The organism is Raoultibacter massiliensis (genome assembly GCF_900199545.1).
In the GTDB taxonomy this organism is placed as follows: Bacteria; Actinomycetota; Coriobacteriia; order Coriobacteriales; family Eggerthellaceae; genus Raoultibacter; species Raoultibacter massiliensis.
Genome location: NZ_LT962670.1, coordinates 954,348 through 976,122, shown reverse-complemented (window position 1 = coordinate 976,122; position 21,775 = coordinate 954,348). Strand labels below are relative to the sequence as shown.

At 59.9% G+C, this 21,775-nt stretch carries 16 protein-coding genes; 3 read left to right on the top strand and 13 right to left on the bottom strand.

What is annotated here, in order from left to right; translation table 11 throughout:
- The first annotated feature begins 422 nt into the window (after nt 1–422).
- Nucleotides 423–1,184 carry a class I SAM-dependent methyltransferase gene (locus C1719_RS04055; RefSeq protein ID WP_102373910.1) on the top strand — a complete coding sequence of 254 codons (762 nt, stop codon included), beginning with the start codon at nt 423–425 and terminating at the stop codon, nt 1,182–1,184.
- 359 nt (nt 1,185–1,543) lie between these two features.
- Nucleotides 1,544–2,878, top strand: coding sequence for a TfoX/Sxy family DNA transformation protein (locus tag C1719_RS15655; RefSeq protein WP_180963461.1), 1,335 nt, complete (start codon nt 1,544–1,546; stop codon nt 2,876–2,878).
- A 17-nt stretch (nt 2,879–2,895) separates the two neighbouring features.
- On the opposite strand, the gene C1719_RS04045 is transcribed toward C1719_RS15655, so the two are convergent.
- From C1719_RS04045 to C1719_RS04025, 5 genes are all read right to left on the bottom strand, one after another.
- Complete coding sequence (locus C1719_RS04045; RefSeq protein WP_102373909.1) at nt 2,896–3,720, bottom strand: anti-sigma-I factor RsgI family protein; 825 nt, start codon at nt 3,718–3,720, stop codon at nt 2,896–2,898.
- Complete coding sequence (locus tag C1719_RS04040) at nt 3,717–4,205, bottom strand: RNA polymerase sigma factor (protein WP_102373908.1); 489 nt, start codon at nt 4,203–4,205, stop codon at nt 3,717–3,719. The genes C1719_RS04045 and C1719_RS04040 overlap by 4 nt, the downstream gene beginning before the upstream one ends.
- A 75-nt stretch (nt 4,206–4,280) precedes the next feature.
- On the bottom strand, nt 4,281–4,772 hold the full coding sequence (locus C1719_RS04035; RefSeq protein WP_180963460.1) for a hypothetical protein: 492 nt from the start codon (nt 4,770–4,772) through the stop codon (nt 4,281–4,283).
- Between the two features lie 127 nt (nt 4,773–4,899).
- A complete protein-coding gene (gene tyrS, locus C1719_RS04030; RefSeq protein ID WP_102373907.1) occupies nt 4,900–6,117 on the bottom strand; it encodes a tyrosine--tRNA ligase in 1,218 nt (405 codons plus the stop codon).
- Nucleotides 6,118–6,332: 215 nt separating this feature from the next.
- Nucleotides 6,333–8,843 (bottom strand): U32 family peptidase, encoded by a 2,511-nt coding sequence (locus C1719_RS04025; RefSeq protein WP_342745895.1) that lies wholly within the window; start codon nt 8,841–8,843, stop codon nt 6,333–6,335.
- A 180-nt stretch (nt 8,844–9,023) separates the two neighbouring features.
- Between C1719_RS04025 and C1719_RS04020 the strand changes: the two genes are divergently transcribed.
- Nucleotides 9,024–11,240 (top strand): penicillin-binding protein, encoded by a 2,217-nt coding sequence (locus tag C1719_RS04020; RefSeq protein WP_102373906.1) that lies wholly within the window; start codon nt 9,024–9,026, stop codon nt 11,238–11,240.
- A 152-nt stretch (nt 11,241–11,392) separates the two neighbouring features.
- Here C1719_RS04020 and C1719_RS04015 read toward each other — a convergent pair whose 3' ends face one another.
- From C1719_RS04015 to argJ, 8 genes are all read right to left on the bottom strand, one after another.
- Nucleotides 11,393–11,899, bottom strand: a complete 507-nt coding sequence (locus C1719_RS04015; protein ID WP_102373905.1) for a hypothetical protein — start codon at nt 11,897–11,899, stop codon at nt 11,393–11,395.
- A gap of 27 nt (nt 11,900–11,926) precedes the next feature.
- A complete protein-coding gene (locus C1719_RS04010) occupies nt 11,927–14,230 on the bottom strand; it encodes a transglycosylase domain-containing protein (protein WP_102373904.1) in 2,304 nt (767 codons plus the stop codon).
- 250 nt (nt 14,231–14,480) lie between these two features.
- Nucleotides 14,481–15,872, bottom strand: coding sequence for an argininosuccinate lyase (gene argH, locus C1719_RS04005; protein WP_102373903.1), 1,392 nt, complete (start codon nt 15,870–15,872; stop codon nt 14,481–14,483).
- A 30-nt stretch (nt 15,873–15,902) separates the two neighbouring features.
- On the bottom strand, nt 15,903–17,261 hold the full coding sequence (locus tag C1719_RS04000; protein ID WP_102373902.1) for an argininosuccinate synthase: 1,359 nt from the start codon (nt 17,259–17,261) through the stop codon (nt 15,903–15,905).
- A gap of 236 nt (nt 17,262–17,497) precedes the next feature.
- Nucleotides 17,498–17,926, bottom strand: coding sequence for an arginine repressor (locus C1719_RS03995; protein WP_102373901.1), 429 nt, complete (start codon nt 17,924–17,926; stop codon nt 17,498–17,500).
- A 277-nt stretch (nt 17,927–18,203) separates the two neighbouring features.
- A complete protein-coding gene (locus C1719_RS03990) occupies nt 18,204–19,418 on the bottom strand; it encodes an aminotransferase class III-fold pyridoxal phosphate-dependent enzyme (protein ID WP_102374009.1) in 1,215 nt (404 codons plus the stop codon).
- A 97-nt stretch (nt 19,419–19,515) separates the two neighbouring features.
- A complete protein-coding gene (argB, locus tag C1719_RS03985; RefSeq protein WP_102373900.1) occupies nt 19,516–20,499 on the bottom strand; it encodes an acetylglutamate kinase in 984 nt (327 codons plus the stop codon).
- Nucleotides 20,496–21,770 carry a bifunctional glutamate N-acetyltransferase/amino-acid acetyltransferase ArgJ gene (gene argJ, locus C1719_RS03980; protein ID WP_102373899.1) on the bottom strand — a complete coding sequence of 425 codons (1,275 nt, stop codon included), beginning with the start codon at nt 21,768–21,770 and terminating at the stop codon, nt 20,496–20,498. Before argJ ends, argB begins: the two co-directional genes overlap by 4 nt.
- Nucleotides 21,771–21,775 lie beyond the last annotated feature (5 nt).

The following is a 21,775-nucleotide window of genomic DNA, read 5'->3' as shown; positions in this document are numbered from 1 at the left end:
CTTTTCTGGGGGCGGGCATCTGACGAGGTTCTACTAGCTTATTCGTATCACAGTATCCGGTTTTCAAGGTTCTCGGCGGCCCTTCCGGGCCGTCCCGCGTGTTCGCCGGAGGCAAACGCGCAAGGAGATATATTACTGCCCCTTGGCACCGGAGTCAAGAACTTTTTTTAGAAATCTTAACTTTATTTCTCAGCGTTTCGATTTCCCACAAAAGGTCGAATCATCCGAAGCCCTTGGGCGGTCCTGCGCTTCAAAAGCGCGGGTTGAATATATTAGACCTACGGAAAAGAAAACGCAAGGGGTCTATCGATAAAAAATGAAGCTTTTTTCTTACAGCCTCAACGGCCTTGCCGAGACCCTGCAAATTCCTCCCTGCATTCTTGTGTAAAGCGACTAATTATGTAATACGGTACAATATACCCATGGATACGAGAACCGAACAAAACCTTGCCGCATCTATGACATCGGACACCCCCGACATTATCCCCTTCCTGCCCTACCTCCTGCAGGACTTCTGTGAGCTCGGGAGCTCTCCCGACGATATGGTCGGGCTCCTGTCGGAACATGTTGCGGCATCCGAGCGCAATACGGCGCTCGATCTCGGCTGCGGAAAGGGAGTCATCGCCGTCGCCCTAGCCCGCCGCCTTGGAATGCGCGTCAAAGGAATCGATGCCATTCCCGAATTCGTCGAAGAGGCGCGAGAGGCGGCAGCGCGAGAAGGCGTCGCGCACCTGTGCGCTTTCGAAGTTGGAGACATCACTGTGGAAGCGCCGCTCGAATCCGAGTACGATTGCGCTGTCTACGGAGCAGTGGGACCCGCGCTCGGCGCGCCGATGGACATGCTCGCAACCATGAGAAAGACGCTTCGGACAGGAGGATACCTGCTTCTCGACGACGCCTATGCCGAAGAGGGCGATCTAAACGCATCGTATCCGACGCGGTCCTCCTGGAACGAGATGTTCGACAAAGCCGGATTCGAGACGATCGCCAGCCTCTCGTCAACCGATACCGCCGCCGATTACGACGAGGAGATAGATCGTATCGCCCGTCGCGTCGCAGAGCTTCAAGCGAGCCACCCCGAGCACGTCGAACTTTTCGAGCGCTACCTTGACGCCCAGAAAGGCGAATACGACGAGCTGCTTCATGAAATCGTCGGGGTCACATGGTTGCTGAAGGCCGTATAGACACGGCGGCGCGCGAAGAAGGAGACCCGCATTCGAGCGGACCCGCAGCTTGATGCGCGCTCCGACCAACGCGTAGGCCCCTCGCAAGGGGAAGCGCGCTCGACGATGCCGCCGCATCTTCGAGCGCTGCGCAACCGCACGAGCCCGAACCGCCTGCAGAGATCCTTTACTAATATATGCAGCGATCATCGATACGCAACGGCCGATGCCGCCGAAAGCCCGCATGGCGATGTGTCTTCTTTGCAGGTGCGTACTGCGTTTCCGTTTTCTGCTACTCTTCTTATAACGAAACAACGAGGCAGGCGATGAACGCACGCAAGCCATCCCCGCCTTACCGGTATAAAGAGAAACGAGTCATCATGGAAATAGAACCTGCCCGCAAGGCACGTCGCACGTACTTCATCGACAGCGAAAATCACATCAACACCTGCCTGCAAGGCATCGAATCGCTTACCGAAAACGATCTCGTCGTCGTTTTCCACCGCGAAAGCAACCTGTCGCAGAAGCAAAAGGAATCCATCAAAGAATCCCCCGCCCGCATCGAATGGATACTCTGCCAAGATTCCGGCGTCAAAAACAGCCTCGACGTGCAGCTGATCGCAGAGCTGAGCCGCAGAATCGCGTGCCACGAGATCGAAAACGGCTACATTGTAAGTCAGGATCAGGGATACAAACCCGCCATCCACTACCTGCTCAACCGCTACGCCGATGAATTCAGGTTCCTCGGACTCAAAAAATCAATCGACGAATTCATGCTCGACGACGCCCTCATTTCAGCCGAAACGCGCCAGGACGTCCACGAGGCGCTCGTGCGCGCAGCGGGGCAGATCATCGGCACGGCAATGTATCGCACCATTCGAAACCTGTTCGATGCCACGACCGATTCAGACGAACCCGAAAACGGATACACGGTCGAAGGCGCACCGCTCTTCCCCGAATCGCAAAACGAGCCCGCACAGGCGAACGGAAGCAACGGTAACGGCGCGCAGCGTAGCAAATCGAGCAAGCGCCGCAAGCCCCGCTCGGCCGCAAAGCCGGCGAGCGGGAACAATGCCGGCCCCTCGGCGGAAGCGACGGCGCAGGCCGAGCCGCAACCCGAACCAGAGCAGGCAAAGCCTCAGCAACGGAGTAGCCGCAGGCCCGTTTCGCGGAAGCAGGCAGGTGCCCCGCAAGCGAAACCCGCACGTGACGCAGCCGCAGCGCCCGCAGCGCAAACCGAGACGGGCGGAAAAACCGGACAGCCCGCCGATGCGGCGACCGAGCAGGCGGAAAAGCCCGCCCGAACAAAGCGGGCGAGGCAGAAGCAGGCACCTGCGACCGAGGCCATCGTTACCGACGAGGCCCCGACCGCTGCCGATACAGCTCCCGCCGCCGATGATGCCGCGACACAGCCCGGCCGCCGCCGCGGTCGCAAGCCCGCCCCGAAGACGGCGGCCGTGCAAACGCCGCTCGAGAACCTTCCGGGCATCGGAAAAGCCCTTGCAGCCCGCCTCGCGGACGTGGGCATCCCCACCGCTGAAGCATTGAAGGAAAAGGGCAGCCGCGCCTCATGGGCTCTGCTGAAAAAGAAGAATCCGGCAACGTCGATCAACTGGCTTTACGCGCTCGAAGGCGCCGTGCTGGGGATTGCCGTCAAAGAGCTCGACGACGAAACGAAGACCGCGCTCAAATCGTTCAGCAAGCTCGCGCTGTAGACGCGTATCCGCGGCGGCTATTCTGACGAATCGCCGCCGCGACCGTGCATCCCCTGCCCCGCGCCGCCCGATTGTCTTCCGTGATGGGCTCCCGTTTCCCCGGAAGGGCTTCCGCTCGAGTTCCCGCCTGCAGCGGCGATTTTCTCCCGCAGCTCGCGCATCGTCATCGTACGGCACTCTTCAAGCGTAACGCTCGAATCGAGCTCCATGAGCTCTCGGGCGGCGTTGTAGCGGCCCACGCCCATACCGGCCGCCCGCGCCTCTTCGCGGTTTTCCGCCGAGACCGTTTGGCAGCTTCCATGGCATGGCAAAGACTCGAGACAGGCATCGCTTTTCTCGGCAAGCGCTTCGGCCTGACCCTCGTCAGCCGAGCTGACGCTGATTTCGACGTAGCCGTCATCGCCGACGTAGGATAAGAACAGCTCGCTTCCCGTCAATGCGGCCATCGCGTCATCGTAGCTCTTTCCGAAAAGATCGATGCCTTCGAGCAGCTGCGCTCCGTCTTCGTTGAGGGGTCGCGCGGCTACAACGCAATCGAACCGATTGAGGCCGAGCTCGATCGACGGATTAACGTCGATGCCCACCTGAGCCGTCTCGCTGGCAAAAGCGGAGAAGCCGCCGAACCCGATGGCGCAGAGCGCGAGACATGCCGCAAGCGCGAACGCCCATCGACGAGTGCGCGGAGCGCGGGAGCGCCGCGCGGCGGCGAAAACCGCTTCGGAAGCACTGACGGCAGGCTCGGCCGAGAGGGCATCGACGGCCTGCAGCGTTCGCTCCTTAACCGAATCGGGAAGCACGACCTCGTCGAAGGCCTCGCGGACCCTGTTTTCCCAATCATTCATGCGAGCGCCTCCTTCAAAAGCTTCCTCCCTCGGGAGATCCACGAATACACGGTGTTTACGGGCGCATCGAGCATCTCCGATATCTCGGGAGCCGAATAGCCTTCGTACAAAGCGAGGTAAACGGGGGTTCGCGGCGGATCGGCGAGGGCGAGCATGGCATCGAGCACCTCGCCCGATGCCGAGCCCGGCTGCAGCGATTCGTCATGCGAGGCAGCCGCGGCGGCGATCGTGCCGTCATCGAGAACGGACTTCGTTCGGTGAGCTGCCTTCAGCATGTCTTTGCACACATTGGTCGCAACGCGGATGAGCCAAGCTTTCCGATGCTCGGCATCGGAAAACGACCCGTCGAACGAGGCGTACTTGATCATCGTCTCTTGAAACGCGTCCTGGGCATCGGGACTTTGCCGGAAGTAAAGGACGCACACGCGCCACACGGTGTCGCCGTGCTCCTCGATGGCCCGCTCTATATCGGTTCTTTCCCTCATGCCCGTTCGCTTTTATCCTGTTTCGCCACCGCGCAACCGACCGGCAGATCGGCTGCGCATCTCGCCGAGCAACACCTAGAACCTATGGTGTCTGCCGCCGTACCCGGATCCGGCGCCCTGGCCGGCACCTGCACCGCATCCGCCCCGACCGCCATTGTCGCACACGCCATCGCCGTTTTCATCGACGAAGCCGCGTCCGCAGCCGTTGCCCGCCGCGTAGTTGTCGCACACGCCATCGCCGTCGGCGTCGACGTAGCCTTTGCACGAGTTCGCTTCGGCTCCGCACGCATCGCACACGCCGTCGCCGTCGGCATCGACGTAGCCCGCGCAGCGGCCGTTTCCGAAATTGTCGCACACGCCATCGCCATCGGCGTCGACGAAGGCGCGCCCACATGCCTGATCAACCGTCGCCTGGCTGCGCATGATCGCCATCCCGAGGCCTTGGCCCTGACACGATGCGAACAGCTGGCCGAAGCCGCCCCCGGGTGCGGCAAGCGCCGCCGTCGGCAAAGCGAGCGCAACGACAAGCGCACCTGCGAATACTGCGACCATCTTTTTCTTACTCATAATTGATGCTCCTTTTCTCGTCTTCACACTAACAAAACGATTGGAAGGAAGAAATCCTTGCAAGTTTTTTAAAAAAAATCGGGACCCCGCAAGGCCCCGAATCGAAAACCGTCTGTCCGACCGCCCGCTACACCAGCTTGACGAACTTCCGCTTACCCACCTGAAGCACGGCTCCCGCAAGCATGTCGGGTGCCACGTTGTAGCTTTTCGCGGCAACCGGTTCGCCGTTGACTTTCACGCCTCCCCCGTCGATGAGACGGCGCGCCTCGCCGGCCGAAGCCGCAAGCCCCGTATCGGCAAGCAGCTTGGCCAGATAGACGAGACCCTCGTCGTTCGGAGTCAGATCCGCTTCGTATTCCGGGATGTCGTCGGGCATCTCATGCTGCTTGAATACGCGGTCGAACTGCCCTTCGGCGGCTTCGGCCGCAGCTTCATCGTAGTAGGCGGTCACGATGTTGCGGGCGAGCGCGCGCTTCACTTTGTTGGGATGCAGCTCATCGGCGGCAAGGCCCCGCTCGATCTCATCGACCTCGTCGACCGAACAGGTCGATGCGAGGCGGTAGTACTTGACCATGAGCTCGTCGGGTATCGACATGACCTTGCCGAACATATCGGCGGGCTCGTCGGTGAGCCCGATGTAGTTGCCGTAGCTCTTCGACATCTTCTGAACGCCGTCGGTTCCCTCCAAAAGAGGAAGCGTCAGGCACACCTGGGGCTCCATGCCCTTCTTCTCCATGAGTTCGCGGCCCGCAAGCAAGTTGAAGAGCTGGTCGGTGCCGCCTATCTCGACGTCGGCATCGATAACCACCGAGTCATACGCCTGCATGATCGGATACAGGAATTCATGGAGGCTGATAGGTTGGTTCGAGGTGTAGCGATTATGGAAGTCGTCGCGCTCGAGAATGCGCGCGACGGTGAAATTCGAGGCAAGAGCGAGCAGGCCCTCCATATCGAGCGACAGAAGCCACTTCGAGTTGTACTCGAGCGTCGTCTTCTCGGGATCGAGGATCTTGAACGCCTGGTCGACATATGTCTGGGCGTTCGCCTTAACCTGTTCGGACGTCAGCTGGGGACGAGTCGAATTGCGTCCTGACGGATCGCCGATGAGAGCCGTGCCGTCGCCGATGATGAGCGTTACGCGATGGCCCAGATCCTGAAACGCACGCAGTTTGCGCAAGGGCACGGCATGCCCGAGGTGAATGTCGGGGGCCGTCGGATCGACGCCCAGCTTCACGTTGAGGCTCTTGCCCTTCTTGAGCTTTTCCAACAGGGCGCTTTCGGGCACGATCTGCGCAGTACCCGACTGGATGATATGCAGCTGCTCTTCGGGGGTTATCGAACTCATCTCCTTCAATACCGGTTTCCCTATCCGCACGAGCTCGGTCGCACGATGGTTTGTTATGGTAGCACATGCGGCTGCGTTTCGCTTCGTTTTGCCAGCGAGCGCACGCAAAGCCACCCCGGCAAATGCGGCGAGCCCGCTGCGAGGTCGGCCGTCGCGCCGGCAAGCGTGCCGCGAAACGGTCCCGCAGCCGACCGCCGAAACAGAACGCGAATGCCTTACTTGACGCCTCGGAACAAATGGCCGCTCGTTACATCTCCCGCCTTCGCGACGCGATTGCCTCCCGAAAGGGCGATATCTCGGGCGCGCACCGCCCGCTGGACGGCCTTGGTCGTTTCCTCCACGTTCATAAGCGCGGTATCCACCATGACGGCGGACACGCCCGCATCGATGAGGTCGGGAACGGCATGCGCGACGTCGAGGGAAACCGCGTTGTAGAGATGGCTGCGCCCGCAGCAATCGGTTACAACGGGAAACTCGTAGCCCTTGCGGTCTTTCAGATAGTGAGGGCTTTTCCTGCGGGCGCACGAAGCGCATTCCTCGCTGCAGGGGCCTTGGCTCATCAAAAGGCAATGCTCGGTCACCATCAACTCCTGGGATCCCATGATGGTAAGACCCAAAGGTACGGGAGAATCCTTGCCGAGCGCTTCGATCTGGTGCAGCGAAAGCTCCGGCGAGAGCCAGACCCGCTTCGCACCCAGCTCGGCTGCCGATTCGAGAGCCAATCGGTTGAGAAGCGGGATATGGGGACCCGCTTCGACGACGGAACCGAGCTCGGCCGCCCGAGCAAGCTGCCCGAGATTCTCGGCGAGCACGGGCTTTCCCGGCTTCACGTACGACCACGGGTCGAACCCGACGACCCCTTCGCGCGATTGGTCGGACAGATCGTGGTCGACGGTCGGCAGAGCTATGGCAACCTGCTTCGGGTACCCCGCCTGCTCGGCAGTGCCCGAAACCTGACCGGCGATAACGGCCTCGCCGCGCTTGTAGTTCAACGCGGGAACAAAGATGAGATCGGCGCCCGCCCGCTTCGCAGCTCGGGCGCACGCGGGATTGGTGGCGAACACGGCGACATCGCAGCGATTGGAGCGATAAGGCGGCTTCGAAGATCGGCTTTCGATGCGCGGAAGCTTCCGCTCACGGTACCGCTCGAGCATCGCTTCCTCGAGCTGCTTGAGCGCTCGCGTGCGTAGCTTGTGCAGCTGGGAAAAACCGACCCCCACGCCTTCGTCCACATCGACCTCAAGATCGACAAGCTCAAAGGGAAGGTTGCCCAGCCGATCGACATGCTCGCGGACCTCCTCTTCGGAGACGGATTTCGTGCGGGCGGCCTCCACCACGGCCCCCTCGAGTTCGGAAGAGAATCCGCCCGAGGAAAACCGCATGGCGAGCGGTTTCCCGATGCGCAGAGAAACGCTTCCCGAAACGGGGATGCGCGGCTCGTTCGCATCGTCGGCAAATTTCGCAGCGGCGCTTCTCACGCGAAAGACGCGATCGCCCTTGCCCACCTTCTTCGTCAAAGGCACGCGAACAACGCCGCCTTTCGCGGGCTCGATGCGCTCGACCGGATAGGCGAAATGCCCCTTGTTGGTCCAGAATTCGAGCACGTCGCCTTCGACGATCTCGTCCTCGGCCGCTATCTCGACCGAACCGTCGCGCGCCTGCGTCACGCGTCCGATGAACACACCCCTGTTGTTCGGGCGACCGTAGCTCATTATGTCGTTGCCGCGCCGCCCTTCGAGATACGCGGTTGTGAATCCTCGCGAAAACGCCTCGGCGAGCGTTTGGGAATCCCCTGCCGACGCCTCATAGCGAACAACGGAAAGCTCCCCGACCGGCTGCGCATCGGAAGCGGCCTTTTCCCGAGCTTCGAAGCGCTGCCGATCCGCCAGCACTTCGTCAAGGGCGCGGCGGTACACCGAAACGACCGCGTACACGTACTCGGCCGATTTCATGCGCCCCTCGATTTTCAGCGATGCTACGCCCGCCTGCACGAGCATCGGCAAAAGCTCGATCGCGCACAGGTCTTTCGGAGAAAGCAAATGCTCGCCTGGAGCATCAAGCGTTTTCCGCAGCGCCTTGTTGTGCAGCGTATACGGAAGACGGCACGCCTGGGCGCATAACCCCCTGTTCGCAGATCTGCCCCCGATCATCGACGACATGAAGCACTGGCCCGAGTAGCACACGCATAGCGCCCCATGGACGAACGTCTCGGTTTCCATTCCCCTCTGGGCGGCAAGCGCAGTCAGTCGTTCGACCTCTTCGCACGCAAGCTCGCGCGCGAGGGTGACCCGCTTCGCCCCGAGAGCCGCCACAGCTTCGATGCCTGCAGCCGAATGCGTGTTCATCTGGGTCGATATATGGACCCGCGCTTCGGGCAGCGTTCGGCCGAGTTCCGCCGCGATGCCGATGTCCTGCACGATGAAAGCATCGATCCCGGCTCGATACGCCTGCCGGGCAAGCTCCATCGCCTCGTCGGCCTCGTTCGGCAAGATCGCCGTATTGAGGGTCAAATACGCCGACACGCCGCGCAGGTGCGCGTAATCGCAGGCAGAGGCCAGCGTTTCGAGCGTAAAATTATCGGCGCCCCGCCGCGCATTGAAAGATTCGACCCCCAGGTACACCGCATCGGCTCCCGCGCAAACCGCCGCATGAAGGCATTCGGCATTTCCCGCAGGGGCTAACAATTCGGGGCGCGCCCCAAACGGTTCATGTTGCATATCGCTCATATCCATCCGTGTTCGCATTTCCACGACCGGCAGCCCCTGATTCAAAGACCGCCCGCCTCATCCTGTTCATGTATACCGCACATGATAGCGAATGGGCCGCCCCCGCGCCTCCCCCGCCCAAATAAAGCAGAAAGCTCCGAGAAGACTCACAAATGCGCCGCTTTCTAGTATAGTGTTCACATGAAGAACCGAAGGAAACAGCGCGAGGTTCACTCCCATGCGACCAAGTGGGCGCTCGGCATCGCCCTGGTTGCCGTTTGCTTCGTTGCCTACGGGGGCGTACAGGGCGCCCTCGGGGTTATGAACTCCTGGCTGGAAGACCTTCCCAGCATCGAAGATTCCGATGCGTTCAACTTCGCCGAGAAAACGCGCGTCTACGCCAACGACGGAGAAACCCTGCTGGCCGAGTTCTTCGTCGAGAACCGCGAGCCGGTTGCAATCGACCAGATCAGCCCCTACGTGCTCCAGGGAACCGTAGATACCGAAGACGTGCGCTTCTACGAGCACAACGGCGTCGACCTACAGGGCATCGCCCGCGCGCTTCTCAACAACCTGCGGGGAGGCGCGCTCGAGGGAGCCTCCACCATCACGCAGCAGTTCGTGCGAAACACCCTGCTTTCCAAAGAGGCGACCGACATCTCGTTCAAGCGCAAGATCCGCGAGGCAGAGCTTGCAACGCAGCTCGAAGAGGCATACTCCAAAGACGAGATCCTGCTCATGTACCTCAACACGATCAACTACGGCGACGGCTGCTACGGCATAGAAGCCGCCGCGAAGAACTATTTCCAGAAATCGGCGATCGACCTGACGCTCGTGGAAGCCGCGACGCTCATAGGCATCCCCCAATCGCCCACCTACCTCAACCCGAAAACCAATCCCGACGCCTGCCGCGACAGGCGCAATCTCGTGCTTGGCCGGATGCTTGCCGCAGGCCACATAGCACAGGAAGAATACGATGAAGCAGTCGCGCAGGAGCTCGTGCTCGATCCCGCTCCCCCGCGCTCGAACGACGGCATCTACGCCTACCCGTATTTCACCAGCTACGTGCGCCAAACCTTGCTCGAAGAGTACTCCCAAGCCGAAGTGTTCAAAGGCGGCCTCACCGTGTACACCACGATCGATCCCGACCTTCAGGCCAAGGCCGAGCTCGCATGCGAAAACCAATACGCGCGCATGGCCGAGGAGGACGAGGTGTCGCTCACCTGCATCGATCCGAATACGGGCTACGTTTTGGCCATGGTGGGCGGCAAGGATTACAATGCCAACGAATGGAATCTCGCAACCCAGGGCGGCAGGCCCGCCGGATCGTCGTTCAAGCCGTTCACGTTAACCGCGGCGATAGAGCAGGGCATCAACCCCTCGACGCTCATCGATTGCACTTCGCCCTACAAAGTCGGCGCCGATACCTTCGAAAACTACGGAAACATCAATTACGGGATCAGATCCATCCAAAGCGCAACCGCCGTCTCGTCGAACACGGGCTACATCCGGCTGGTTCAAAAGGTCACCCCGAGCGCTGCGGCAGAAGCAGCGTATCGCCTCGGCATAACCACAACGCAACCCGAAGTACTCACCACGACGCTCGGCGTGGGAAACGTCACATCGCTTGAGATGGCGAGCGCCTACGGAACCTTCGCCACAGGGGGCATCAAGCACACCCCCGAGCCCATAACGCAGATTCTCGACCGCAACGGAACCGAAATCGACACCAGCGACACCGAAGGCGAGCGTGTCATTTCGGAAGAAACCGCTTACGCGGTTACCAAGGTTCTCAAAACGGTATTTACGCAAGGCGACGGAACCGCAGCAGGCTACATGCCGTACAACGGACAACCGGTCGCAGGTAAAACGGGAACGTCCGACGACTTCAAAGACCACTGGCTCGTCGGGTACACGCCCCAGCTCTCCTGCGCCATCTGGATCGGCAATCCCGATTTCAACCAGCCGGGCAACCAAAACCTGTCCTGCAACGCTATCTGGCAGGACTTCATGAATATGGCGCTTGAAGGCTATGAAATCCAAGATTTTGCACCTGCAGCCGACCCCACCTACAACAACAAGTTCAACAAAGAGCAGAACGACAAGCTCTACAAAGAGACCGAAGCGGGCAAAAAGGAAGAGGCCGAAAAGAAGAAAAAGGAAGAGGAAGAAGCGAAAAAGAAACAGCAGGCGGAGGAAGACGAGAAGCGCAGGCAGGAAGAGGCGAACAAACCCGCAACTCCCCCGAACGTCGTGGGCATGACGCTCGACCAAGCCGCCTCAGCCCTCGCCGGATTCAACGCCGAATACGTGGAGGAATACTCGGCAACCGTACCGAAAGGCATCGTCATCAGCCAGGAGGTCATTGACGGCACGGTACGGCTCCACCTATCCCTCGGCCCAAGCCCCGAGGGATAGAAGGCGAATAGAGAACGCAGGGCGTCAGGCGGGCGACGGCGATGGCGGAAACCCCCGAGACAGCCCGATTCCAGAGCCCAACCGCAAAGAAGCGACCCCTCGGAGGTCGCTTCGATTTCATCTATCACGGTTCACCCGGTAAATCTGGGAATCTAGTTATCCTTGTCGTTCGCCAGCTTATCGCCCTCTTCGAGCTTATCGATTCCGCTATCGTATTTGCTCTGGATCTCCTTGAGGCGCGAATCATACGCCGTGTAGTCGAACGGTTCTTCTTCGGTCGCGTTCTCCATTTCGGTATACAGATCGATGTACTGGCTCAGCGCGTCCCTCAGATCGTTGCAGCCATCGACGTATGCCGTCTGAATGTCTTTCAGCTCCTCAGGCGCCTCGAGCGCATTCAGATCGTCAATGGCTTTGAACGCGTTGTCGGACTGGTTTTTCATGCCGACCAAATCGCCGTTCGAAACGGCTTGGTTGAAGCCGTCAAGGCGATTGGCCAAATCTTCCATAACCTGGTTCACCTGAGACATGTACTGACGGTTTTCCGCTTGCTGGGTGTTGCCGGTATTGTTCTGGGCCATGCAGCCGCCCAAAGCCATCGCAAGCAACGCGCCCATGAGCGCTACGGCCAGAAGTCTAATGAGGTTCGTTCGTTTCATGAGTGCCTTTCAAATCGAAACTGCGCGTTACGCTGTTGATAAGCTTATTGTACGAAAAGAAATTCCGTTGCCCGATGACAACTCTGAAATCCAATCGTTACGGACCGCATACGATGGCCATGCGAAATTCGTTGATCCCAGGGCTTGCGTGGCGGTATCGATCGACCGATACGAAGCGGGCTTGGCGGCGCCGCTGCTCGGATTGACCGGAGGATCGGGATCGGGCGTCGGAGTCGGATCAGGCTCGGGATCGGGCGTCGGCTCAGGGTCGGGAGCCGGCTCGGGATCCTTCTTGTCGTCCTCCTCGTTCTTCTTGGCGTCCTCCTCTTCCTGCTTTTTCTTCGCGTCTTCTTCAGCCTTCTTCTTCGCCTCTTCGTCCTCATCATCGCTCGAACTGCTCGACGAGCCGCCGATGTTCCACTTGGAGTCGGTGTAGGTCTTGTACGGCGGAGCCGATGCGGTTTTGAACTGTTCGATCGGCTGCCCCTCAAGCGCCGCGGTCATGAAATCGCGGAACACCGTGGTCGCCGTCTCGTCGCTCGACAAGGATTCCCTGCCTTCGTTTATGCCGCGGGGATCGCCGATCCAGATGGCGCAGGAGAGCTGAGGTGTAAACCCGCAGAACCAGATATCGCCATAATCATCGGTAGTTCCCGTCTTGCCTGCGGCCGGCTGTCCTGAAGGAAGGGCTGCGCGCGTGCCAGTTCCCTCCGACGTGTTGATAACGCCCTGCATGACCTGCGTTGCAGCATAGGCAACTTCGGGCGTTATCACCTGTTCGCCCGAATCAGTTGAATGGTCTTCGATCACGTTGCCGTTGCGATCGAGAATCTGCTCGACGCCGATTGCGTCGTGCTTCACTCCGCCGTTGGCGATGGTTCCGTACGCCTCGGCCATATCGATGGTCGTCACTTCGCTTGTTCCCAAGGTAAGCACCGGAACAGCATCGAGACTGCTTGTTATGCCCATGCGCTCGGCAACCTCGGCCACCTTTTCGGGACCAAGCGACATCGCAAGCCTCACGAAACCGGTGTTCGACGATACGGCAAACGCCCGTGCGATGCTCCGAGTGCCGTAATTGATGTTGTAGATGTTCGATATCTTATGGCCCTGCACCGTCATACTCGTGGAGCAATCAACCATAGTCTGGGGGCTGATACCCGCTTCCAAGGCGGCGATCAGCGTGAACGTTTTGAACGAAGAGCCCGGCTGCCGCTCGGCTTGCGTTGCGAAGTTCCACTGGTTCGCATAGTAATCCCTGCCGCCCACCATGGCCTTCACGTAACCCGTTTCGGGATCGACCACCGTCATGGCAACATCGAAGTTGTCGGCAAGCGTATCGCGCTTCGCCTGGGCCGCCGCTTCGGCCTGATCCTGCAAAGTCGGGTCGATCGTGGTGTACACGGTCCATCCGCCTTCGAAGATCTCCGACGTGGAGTACTGTTCCAACAGGTATTCGCGCACATAGCTGGTGAAGTAAGGATATTTGTAAATGCCGTCGTTCGAGCGCTCGGTCACGTTGAGTTCGAGGGGAGTGTTCACGGCCTCGTCGTATTCCGCCTGCGTAATGTATCCATTCGTCAGCATGCGGTTCAGTACGAGGTTGCGCCGATCCTGGCAGGCGTCGGGATAGTCGATGGGATTGTTGTAAGTGGGCGACTGGGGAATGCCGATGAGCGTAGCCGCTTCCACAAGCGTCAGATCGGCCGCGCTCTTCGAAAAGTATCGCTGCGCCGCGGCCTCGATGCCGTAGGCGCCCGATCCGTAGTTGATCGTGTTGAGGTACATGAGCAGGATCTCGTCTTTGCTGTACACCTCTTCGATCTTCATCGACAGATACATCTCGCGCACCTTGCGCTTGATCGAGATGTCGTTCGCCTCGGCCGAAAGGATCGTATTGCGCACGAACTGCTGCGTAATGGTCGATGCGCCCTCGCGAGACGAACCCGTCAAGTTGACGACGACCGCGCGGGCGATGCCCCACAAATCGAATCCGCCATGCTCGTAGAAGCGTTCGTCCTCGGTTGCCACCGTACCTTCGAGCACGTACTGGCTGATCTGATCGATCTCCACCGGTTCGCGATCCTCAAGGTAGAACTCGGCGAGAACGGTCGTATGGTCGTTCGCATACACCGTCGTCTTGCGCGCGGTGTTGAACTGATCGACGTTCTCGTATTCGGGAAGATCTTGCAACCACGATTCGCCGAGCGCCCAAACACCGCCCACGCCTGCGGCGACGACGGCAATGAAAACGGCAAGCACCGCCAACGGCGCCGCCCATTTGTTCTTCTTTTTTACATCGGGCCTGTTCTTGATAGAGCGAGAAGCCACGGGTCACCTCCAAAAAACTTCGCCCATTTTACCATCAGGCCTCATGGGCTTATGAAAGTACATAAGTTTGTTGAAAAAAGGCCACAGGGTGCGCAGGAACCTCAGCCTTCCCTACACCGCAAGAGGTACAGAAGCGGCCTTTGCGAAGCCGCTTGCGGAAACCCGAAGCGCTCCCGCCGCACAACGGCGACGGCCCGCACGCGCAATGCGTGCGGGCCGTCCCTGTCATGCGGTTATGCCCTCGGAGGGCTTATCCGTGGAGTTGTTCGTCCCGCTCGAGAACCCCGTGGGCCCGTTCGAGCTGGACGCGCACCGCTTCGTGGCCGGTGCCGCCGTAGGTGGTGCGAGCTTCGACGATGCTCTCGAGATCGAGCTCGGAAACGATATCGTCATCGAAAAGCTCGCTTGCGGCCTTGAAATCATCGAGAGCCAGATCATCGAGGTCGCAACCGCGCTTTTCGCACAACAGCACCAGATTGCCGACAACCTCATGGGCAGCGCGAAACGGCATGCCCTTTTTGGCCAGGTAATCGGCCACATCGGTTGCGGCAAGGAATCCCTTCTTGGCCTGCTCGAGCATCGCACCTTCGTTCACGCGCATGGTCTCGATCATGCCGTCCATGCACACCAGGCAATCGGCAAGCGTATGGGCCGCATCGATCGCGCCCCCCTTGTCTTCCTGAAGGTCCTTGTTGTAGGCAAGCGGCAGCGCCTTCATCGTGACGAGCAGACCGACCAGATCCCCTACCACGCGTCCGGTCTTACCGCGAATAAGCTCCGCGAAGTCGGGGTTCTTCTTCTGCGGCATGATCGACGAGCCGGTGGAGTATTTGTCGGAAAGCGTGATGAACCCGAACTCGGAAGACGACCACAGGATGATCTCCTCGCACAAACGCGACAGGTGCATCATCGACACCGCGCAGGCGTAATCGAGATCGAGCAGAAAATCGCGATCGGACACCGCATCGAGCGAGTTTTCGGTCATGCCCGCAAAGCCGAGTTCGGCAGCCGTCATCGCACGATCGAGCGGATAGGTGGTGCCGGCAAGCGCCGCAGAGCCGAGCGGACTCACATCAGCCGCGTCGAAGGCGGCCTTCAGGCGAACGTGATCACGGGTGAGCATCCAGAAGTACGCAAGCATATGATGGGAGAAAAGCACTGGCTGAGCATGCTGCATATGAGTGTAGCCCGGCATAACGGTACCGAAGTGCTCTTCGGCTTTCGCCACAAGCGCGCGACGCAACGATACGTTGTGCGCCATGAGCTCGGAACAGAGTTCTTTGGCGAACAAACGCGCGTCCGTAGCAACCTGGTCGTTGCGCGAACGCCCCGTATGGAGGCGGGCGCCCGCATCGCCTATATCGGCCGTCAGAACCTTCTCGACCGCCATATGGATGTCCTCGTCGTTGATATCGAAGGCGAACTCCCCCGCATCGATCGAACGCTCGATCTTCTCAAGCCCTTTGCCGATCGCCGCGGCATCGTCCGTCGCGATCACGCCCTGCGCTGCAAGCATGTTCGCATGGGCTCGGGAGCCAGCGATATCCTGTTTGTACATCGCCTTATCGATTGGCAGCGATGCGCCGAAGCGCTGCGTGAACGCATCGACTCCCTGCTCGAATCTTCCCGACCACAATGCCATTTGCCTTCTCCTTTCAGACCGCGTTCGGCCCTATGCCTTCACCGCGGCGCCGTACATGGCCTGCTCCGCCTCTTCGACGATGTCTGAGCAATCATCGCCTTCGGCTATCTCGGGTACCGTCTCATACTTGCCCTTCTTCAGCGGACCCTGCGCTTTCTCGGCGCTGAACACATCGGCAGAAGCGCCTTCCTGCCTCCGGTTGGAAGCCCAGGTCTTAGCAGAAAGCGTGTGCAGGTCGATGAAGCCCTTGGCAGCGCCGTGGTCGAATGCGTCATCGGCGTCGTAAGTGGCAAGCGCGTAGTCGTACAGCGAATAAGAGCTCTTCCGCCCCACAACCGTGCAGGAACCCTTGAAGAACTTCACCTTGACCGTCCCCGAAAGGCACTGCTGCGTGGAGGCGAGAAACGCGTCGAGTGCTTCTTTGAGGGGCGAGAACCACAGGCCGTTGTACACGGCGTTCGCCCAGCTCTGCTCGATACCGAGCTTGTAGTGCAGAACCTCCCGCTCCAAACACAGGTCTTCAAGGGCCTTGTGAGCCTCGATGAGCGCAAGCGCGCCGGGAACCTCGTAGCATTCCCTGCTCTTCACGCCGACGAGCCTGTTCTCGATCATGTCGATTCTGCCGAAACCGTGGGAACCGGCGATCTTATTGAGCTCGAGGATGATGCCGAGGAAGCTCATCTGCTTATCGTTGAGGGAATACGGGATGCCCTTGGAGAACTTGATCTCGACGTACTCGGGCTCGTCGGGAGCATCGGCGGGATCGACCGTCATGGTGTAGATGTCCGAAGGGGGCTCGCACCACGGGTCTTCGAGGACGCCGCATTCGATTGCCCGGCCCCACAGGTTGTCGTCGATGGAGTACGGGTTGTCCTTGGTCGCGGGCACGGGCACGCCGTGGGCCTTCGCCCAGTCGATTTCTTCCGGCCGCGTCTTGAGATCCCATTCCCTCACCGGGGCGATGATTTCGATCGAAGGATCGAGCATCATGATGGAAGCCTCGAATCTCACCTGGTCGTTGCCCTTGCCGGTGCATCCATGGGCAATGTATTTGGCGCCGTACTTATGGGCGGCATCCACGAGATGCTTGGAGATCGCAGGCCTTGAGAGAGCGGAAACGAGCGGGTACTTGTTCTCGTACATGGCGTTCGCGTAGAGCGCCTTGCTCAAGTAATCGTCGACGAACGTCTGCCTCATATCAACGACCTGGCAATCGAGCACGCCTAGGTCGAGAGCCTTCTGTTTGATCTGCTCGAGCCCGTCGTGCTCCTGCCCCACATCGCCGACCACCGCGATGACATCGAGGTTCTTCTCGTCCTGAAGCCACTTGAGGCACACCGACGTGTCGAGCCCACCCGAATACGCAAGTACAACTTTATCCTTAGCCATTGTTCTGATTCCTTCCTTGCTGGCTTTTCACTGTGCTTGTCGAGCCGAAGACGCCTTTGCGGCGGGCCGCTCTTTCGGAGTTTTAGCATTTCGCGCACAAGCACACGGGTTTGCATGCAGCGGTTCGCTTTGCGCGGATCGCCGCCGACCGGGCAGGCTCAGGCCTTGGTCGGGCTCACAAATGTAGAGCGGGGATGAGTGGGGGGACGCCTACGTCCCCAAAAGAAAATAGACGACTAACGTCGTCGCAGTCGGTTGATTGCTCCCGCAACATCCGAAGCAGCTTCGGGGGTTGCCGTAGCAATCATGATCGTGTTGTCGCCGGCAACGGTGCCCAAGGCGCCTTTAAGGCTCGCCTTGTCAAGCGCGGCTGATACGCCCGCTGCACCACCTGAGTATGTCTTTACAACAACCATATTACCGGCTAAGTGTACTTCCTCGACCAATTCCGAGACCATACGTTGCAACCGCATCTCTTCAGGAAGAACATAAAATCCTTCCCTCGACTTGACGAGCCCCATGTCCATGATATCGCGGGATATAGTGGCTTGAGTGCAATCATACCCGGCAGCTTGCAGCTGTTCGGCCAGATCACGCTGTGTTTTGACGCTGTACTCGCGAATGATGTCGCGAATTACGTCATGCCTCTGTTGCCGCTTCCTCATGTAGGCGCTTTCAGTCCTTCACTCGAGCAGTAAAACACATACGGTCTACCTTCTTACACGGACGTATGCATAAATATGCAAATACCTTCGTGATTTATGCAGGTTATCTTAACGTAAAAAAGCCGCCAGCGCGATAAGAATTTCAAAAGATGCATAAGTTTCTTGGCGGGACGCCTTTCGCCTTTGCCGAGCGCATCCATCGGATGCGCGCCAGCGCTATGCCAAGAGCTTTCGCGGCCCTGCAGCCAGCGCATCGGCAAAACGTTCGCTCGCGCCGCTACGCCAACAGCCTCTTCAGTCCCTCGGCCAACGCTTCCACATCATCCCTCGAACACACCAGCGGGGGCAGAAAGCGCAGCGTCCGAAGTCCCGTGCTGTTAAGGAGCAGTCCTTCGCCCAGCCCGCGGATCACAAGCTCGCCCGCATCGATCGTCTCGTCGAAATCGCATGCGCACATAAGGCCCAAGCCGCGCACTTCGACAACGTGGGGCAGCTCGGCCAAACGCGTGCGCAGATATTCGCCCACCGCTTCGGCATTGCCCCCGGCGTCGATCGCTTCGAGCGTCTCGATGGTCGCCTTCGCCGCCGCAACGGCGAGGCAGCTGCCGCCGAACGTGGAACCGTGATCGCCAGGCTCGAAGGCCGCGGCAACGTCTTCACGCGCCGCGCACATGCCGGTCGGAAAGCCCGATGCGACGCCCTTTGCAATGGTTACGATGTCGGGCACAATGCCGAAGTGCTGGAATCCGAACGGATACGTGCCGCAACGATACATGCCGCACTGGATCTCGTCGCAGATGAGAAGTGCGCGGTGCTCAGTTGCAAGCCTTCGCGCCACCCGCAAATACTCCGAAGTGCACGGATGCACGCCGCTTTCGCCCTGCACGCATTCGAGCATGATGGCGCAAATCTCGTCGCCTTGCTCCGCGAACAGCTGCTCGAGGGCGGAAACGTCGTTGGGCGGCGTATGGACGAATCCTGCAGGAAGGGGCTTGAATGCCTCTTGCTTGGCCGGCTGCGCCGTAGCGGCAAGCGTCGCAAGCGTCCTTCCGTGAAAGCCCTTGTCGAGCGTTACGACGATCCGGGCTTCCCCTTTGTTTTTCTTCGCCCAAAGACGGGCGAGCTTGATGGCGCATTCGTTGGCTTCCGCCCCCGAGTTGGCGAAGAAGCTCTTCCACGAAGCGCGCTCGCTTGGGTCGATGCATGCGTTGAGAAGCCCGGACAGAAGCCCGCCGACCTGCCCGCGGCCCTCGATGTAGTAGTAGTTGCTCACGTGGATGAGCCGTGAAGCCTGCGCAGAAACCGCTTCGACGACGGCAGGATGGCAATGCCCGAGGCTCACAGCGCCCACGCCCGACACGAAATCGAGATACGCGCGGCCCTCGTCGTCGAATACGCGCATGCCCTCGCCGCGCACCAGCTCGACGGGCTTGCGGGCGTAGGTGCCCATAAGATACGAGGATTCGAGTGCCATTTGCTCTGCCAGGCTCATCGCCATCAACCTTCTTCCGAAAACTTCCGAATAATCCGTTGGTACCCACACGCCCGAAAGCGCTTGCCCGCAAACACCGTGCGATCCTGCAGCACCGCTACGGAGTGCGGGGATCGCCCATGAGGATCGGACGCTGTCGGTTCTCAATCAGCTTCGACGCGAAATTGCCGAGCGGGTGGGCGTCGAACGTGCACGATTCCTCGGTGCTGTGCAGCGTCGTTCCCACTCCGGTGTTCGTCAACAGCTCGAGCAGCAGCGCGTGGGGGGTCGTACCGTTGATGATATGCGCCCGAAACACGCCCGCATCAAGCGCGGCGATGCACGACTGAAGCTTCGGGATCATGCCCGTGGACACAACGCTGTTCTCGACCATATACTGCGCCTCGAACATCGTGAGGTTCGATATCAGGGAATCCTTGTTGTCGAAATCCTCGTAGAGCCCGTCGACATCGGTGAGGAACACGATCTTATGAGCTCCGATGGCGGCAGCGATGTGCCCTGCAACCAGATCGGCGTTCACGTTGTAGTAGCCCCCCTCTTCGCCCATCGCGATCGAGGCGACGACGGGAATGTAGTCGGCATCGATGAGATCTTCGAGGTAGCCCGAGTTTATGCGCGAAATGCGTCCCACCCGTCCGAGTTCGGGTGATTTCTGCTCGGCCATGATCGTACCCGCGTCGGATCCGCTTACGCCCACGGCAAGGTTTCCATGCTCGTTCATCGCCTCGACGAGTTCCTGGTTCACCTTCCCCATGAGCACCATGCGCACGACCTCCATCGCCTCGTCGGTGGTCACGCGCTGCCCGTCTTTGAATTCGACGGGGATGTTGAACTTGTTCATAGCATCGGTGATGGCCAGGCCGCCCCCGTGGATGATGACCGGATTGACGCCGATGATCTTCAAGAGCACGATGTCGTTCATGACGTCGGTACGCAACCGGCCATCGATCATCGCCGATCCGCCGTACTTGATGACAACGGTTTTTCCGGTGATGTTCTTGATCCAGGGCAGCGCCTCGACGAGAACCTCTGCGGTCCTGCTCGATACGGGTTTGGGACGAGTATCCTTTGCGTACTTCATGTTCGATAATCTCCATTGATCGTAACGTAATCATGCGTGAGGTCGCATGTCCATACGGTTGCGGCTCCCTCACCTGCACCGAGGTCGACCGAAAGGACGATCTCGGGATTCTCAAAACGCCTGAGCGCCTCGTCTTCGTCGAAATCGACGGTCAAGCCTTTCCTGCATACGGCAAGACCCATGATGTCGATGGAAACATCTTCCTGGCGAAACGCCGCGCCCGATTTGCCGATAGCCATCGCGATGCGGCCCCAATTGGCGTCGTGCCCGAAAACCGCCGTCTTCACGAGCGGGGAGTTCGCAACGGCTCGCGCGGCGGTATCGGCGTCGGCATCGTCGGCGGCACCTGTGACCTGCACGGTGATCAGACGGGTCGCCCCTTCCCCATCGCTTGCCAAATCGCGGGCAAGCGTCGAGCAAACGTGCGTGAGCGCTCGGGTGAACTCGTCGAAAGCAGCTCCTTCGATCGGCTCGGTCGGAGCACCGACGGCTTTGCCGCTGGCCAACAGGTAGCACGAATCGTTGGTCGACGTATCGGAATCGACGGTGACTTTGTTGAAGCTCGCCGAAACGGCCTTTCGCAGCGCGCGGTACGCGTCTTCGGGCGCAAGCGGAGCGTCGGTTGTGAGCACCGAGATCATCGTCGCCATATTCGGCATGATCATGCCCGAGCCCTTCGCCATGCCGCCGATCGTAACGCGCATGCCCGAAAAGCCCTCCGCTTCGCTCTCGTAGGTTACGGCGTACTCTTTGGGAAACGTATCGGTCGTCATGATGGCGGCGGCGGCATCGTGGCCGCCCGAAACGGACAGGGAGCCCACCGCATCGGGCAGGTGCTCCTCGAACGGCGCGATGGGCAGATGGACACCGATCACGCCCGTCGAAGCAACGAGCACCTCGTCTTCGGGACAGCCTATTTCTTCAGCCGCCATGCTTGCCGTTTCGCGAGCCGCCTCGAGGCCGATGCTTCCCGTTGCCGCATTGGCATTGCCGGAATTGACGAGCACCGCACGGGCCATCCCGTACGACACGTCGTCGAGATGCTCGCGCGACACGATCACCGGAGCCGAGCAGAATACGTTTTGGGTGAACATGCCCGCAGCGGCGCACGGTTCATCGGCTGCGACGAGAGCCAGGTCGAGTTCGTTGCGATTCTTCCGAATGCCCGCATGCATGCCGCACGCCCTGAACCCGCGTGCGCTCGTGACGCCACCCCCCTCGATAGCCTCAAGGCCGGGCGGCGGCGCAAGCCGTATGCATCCTTGTTCCATAATGC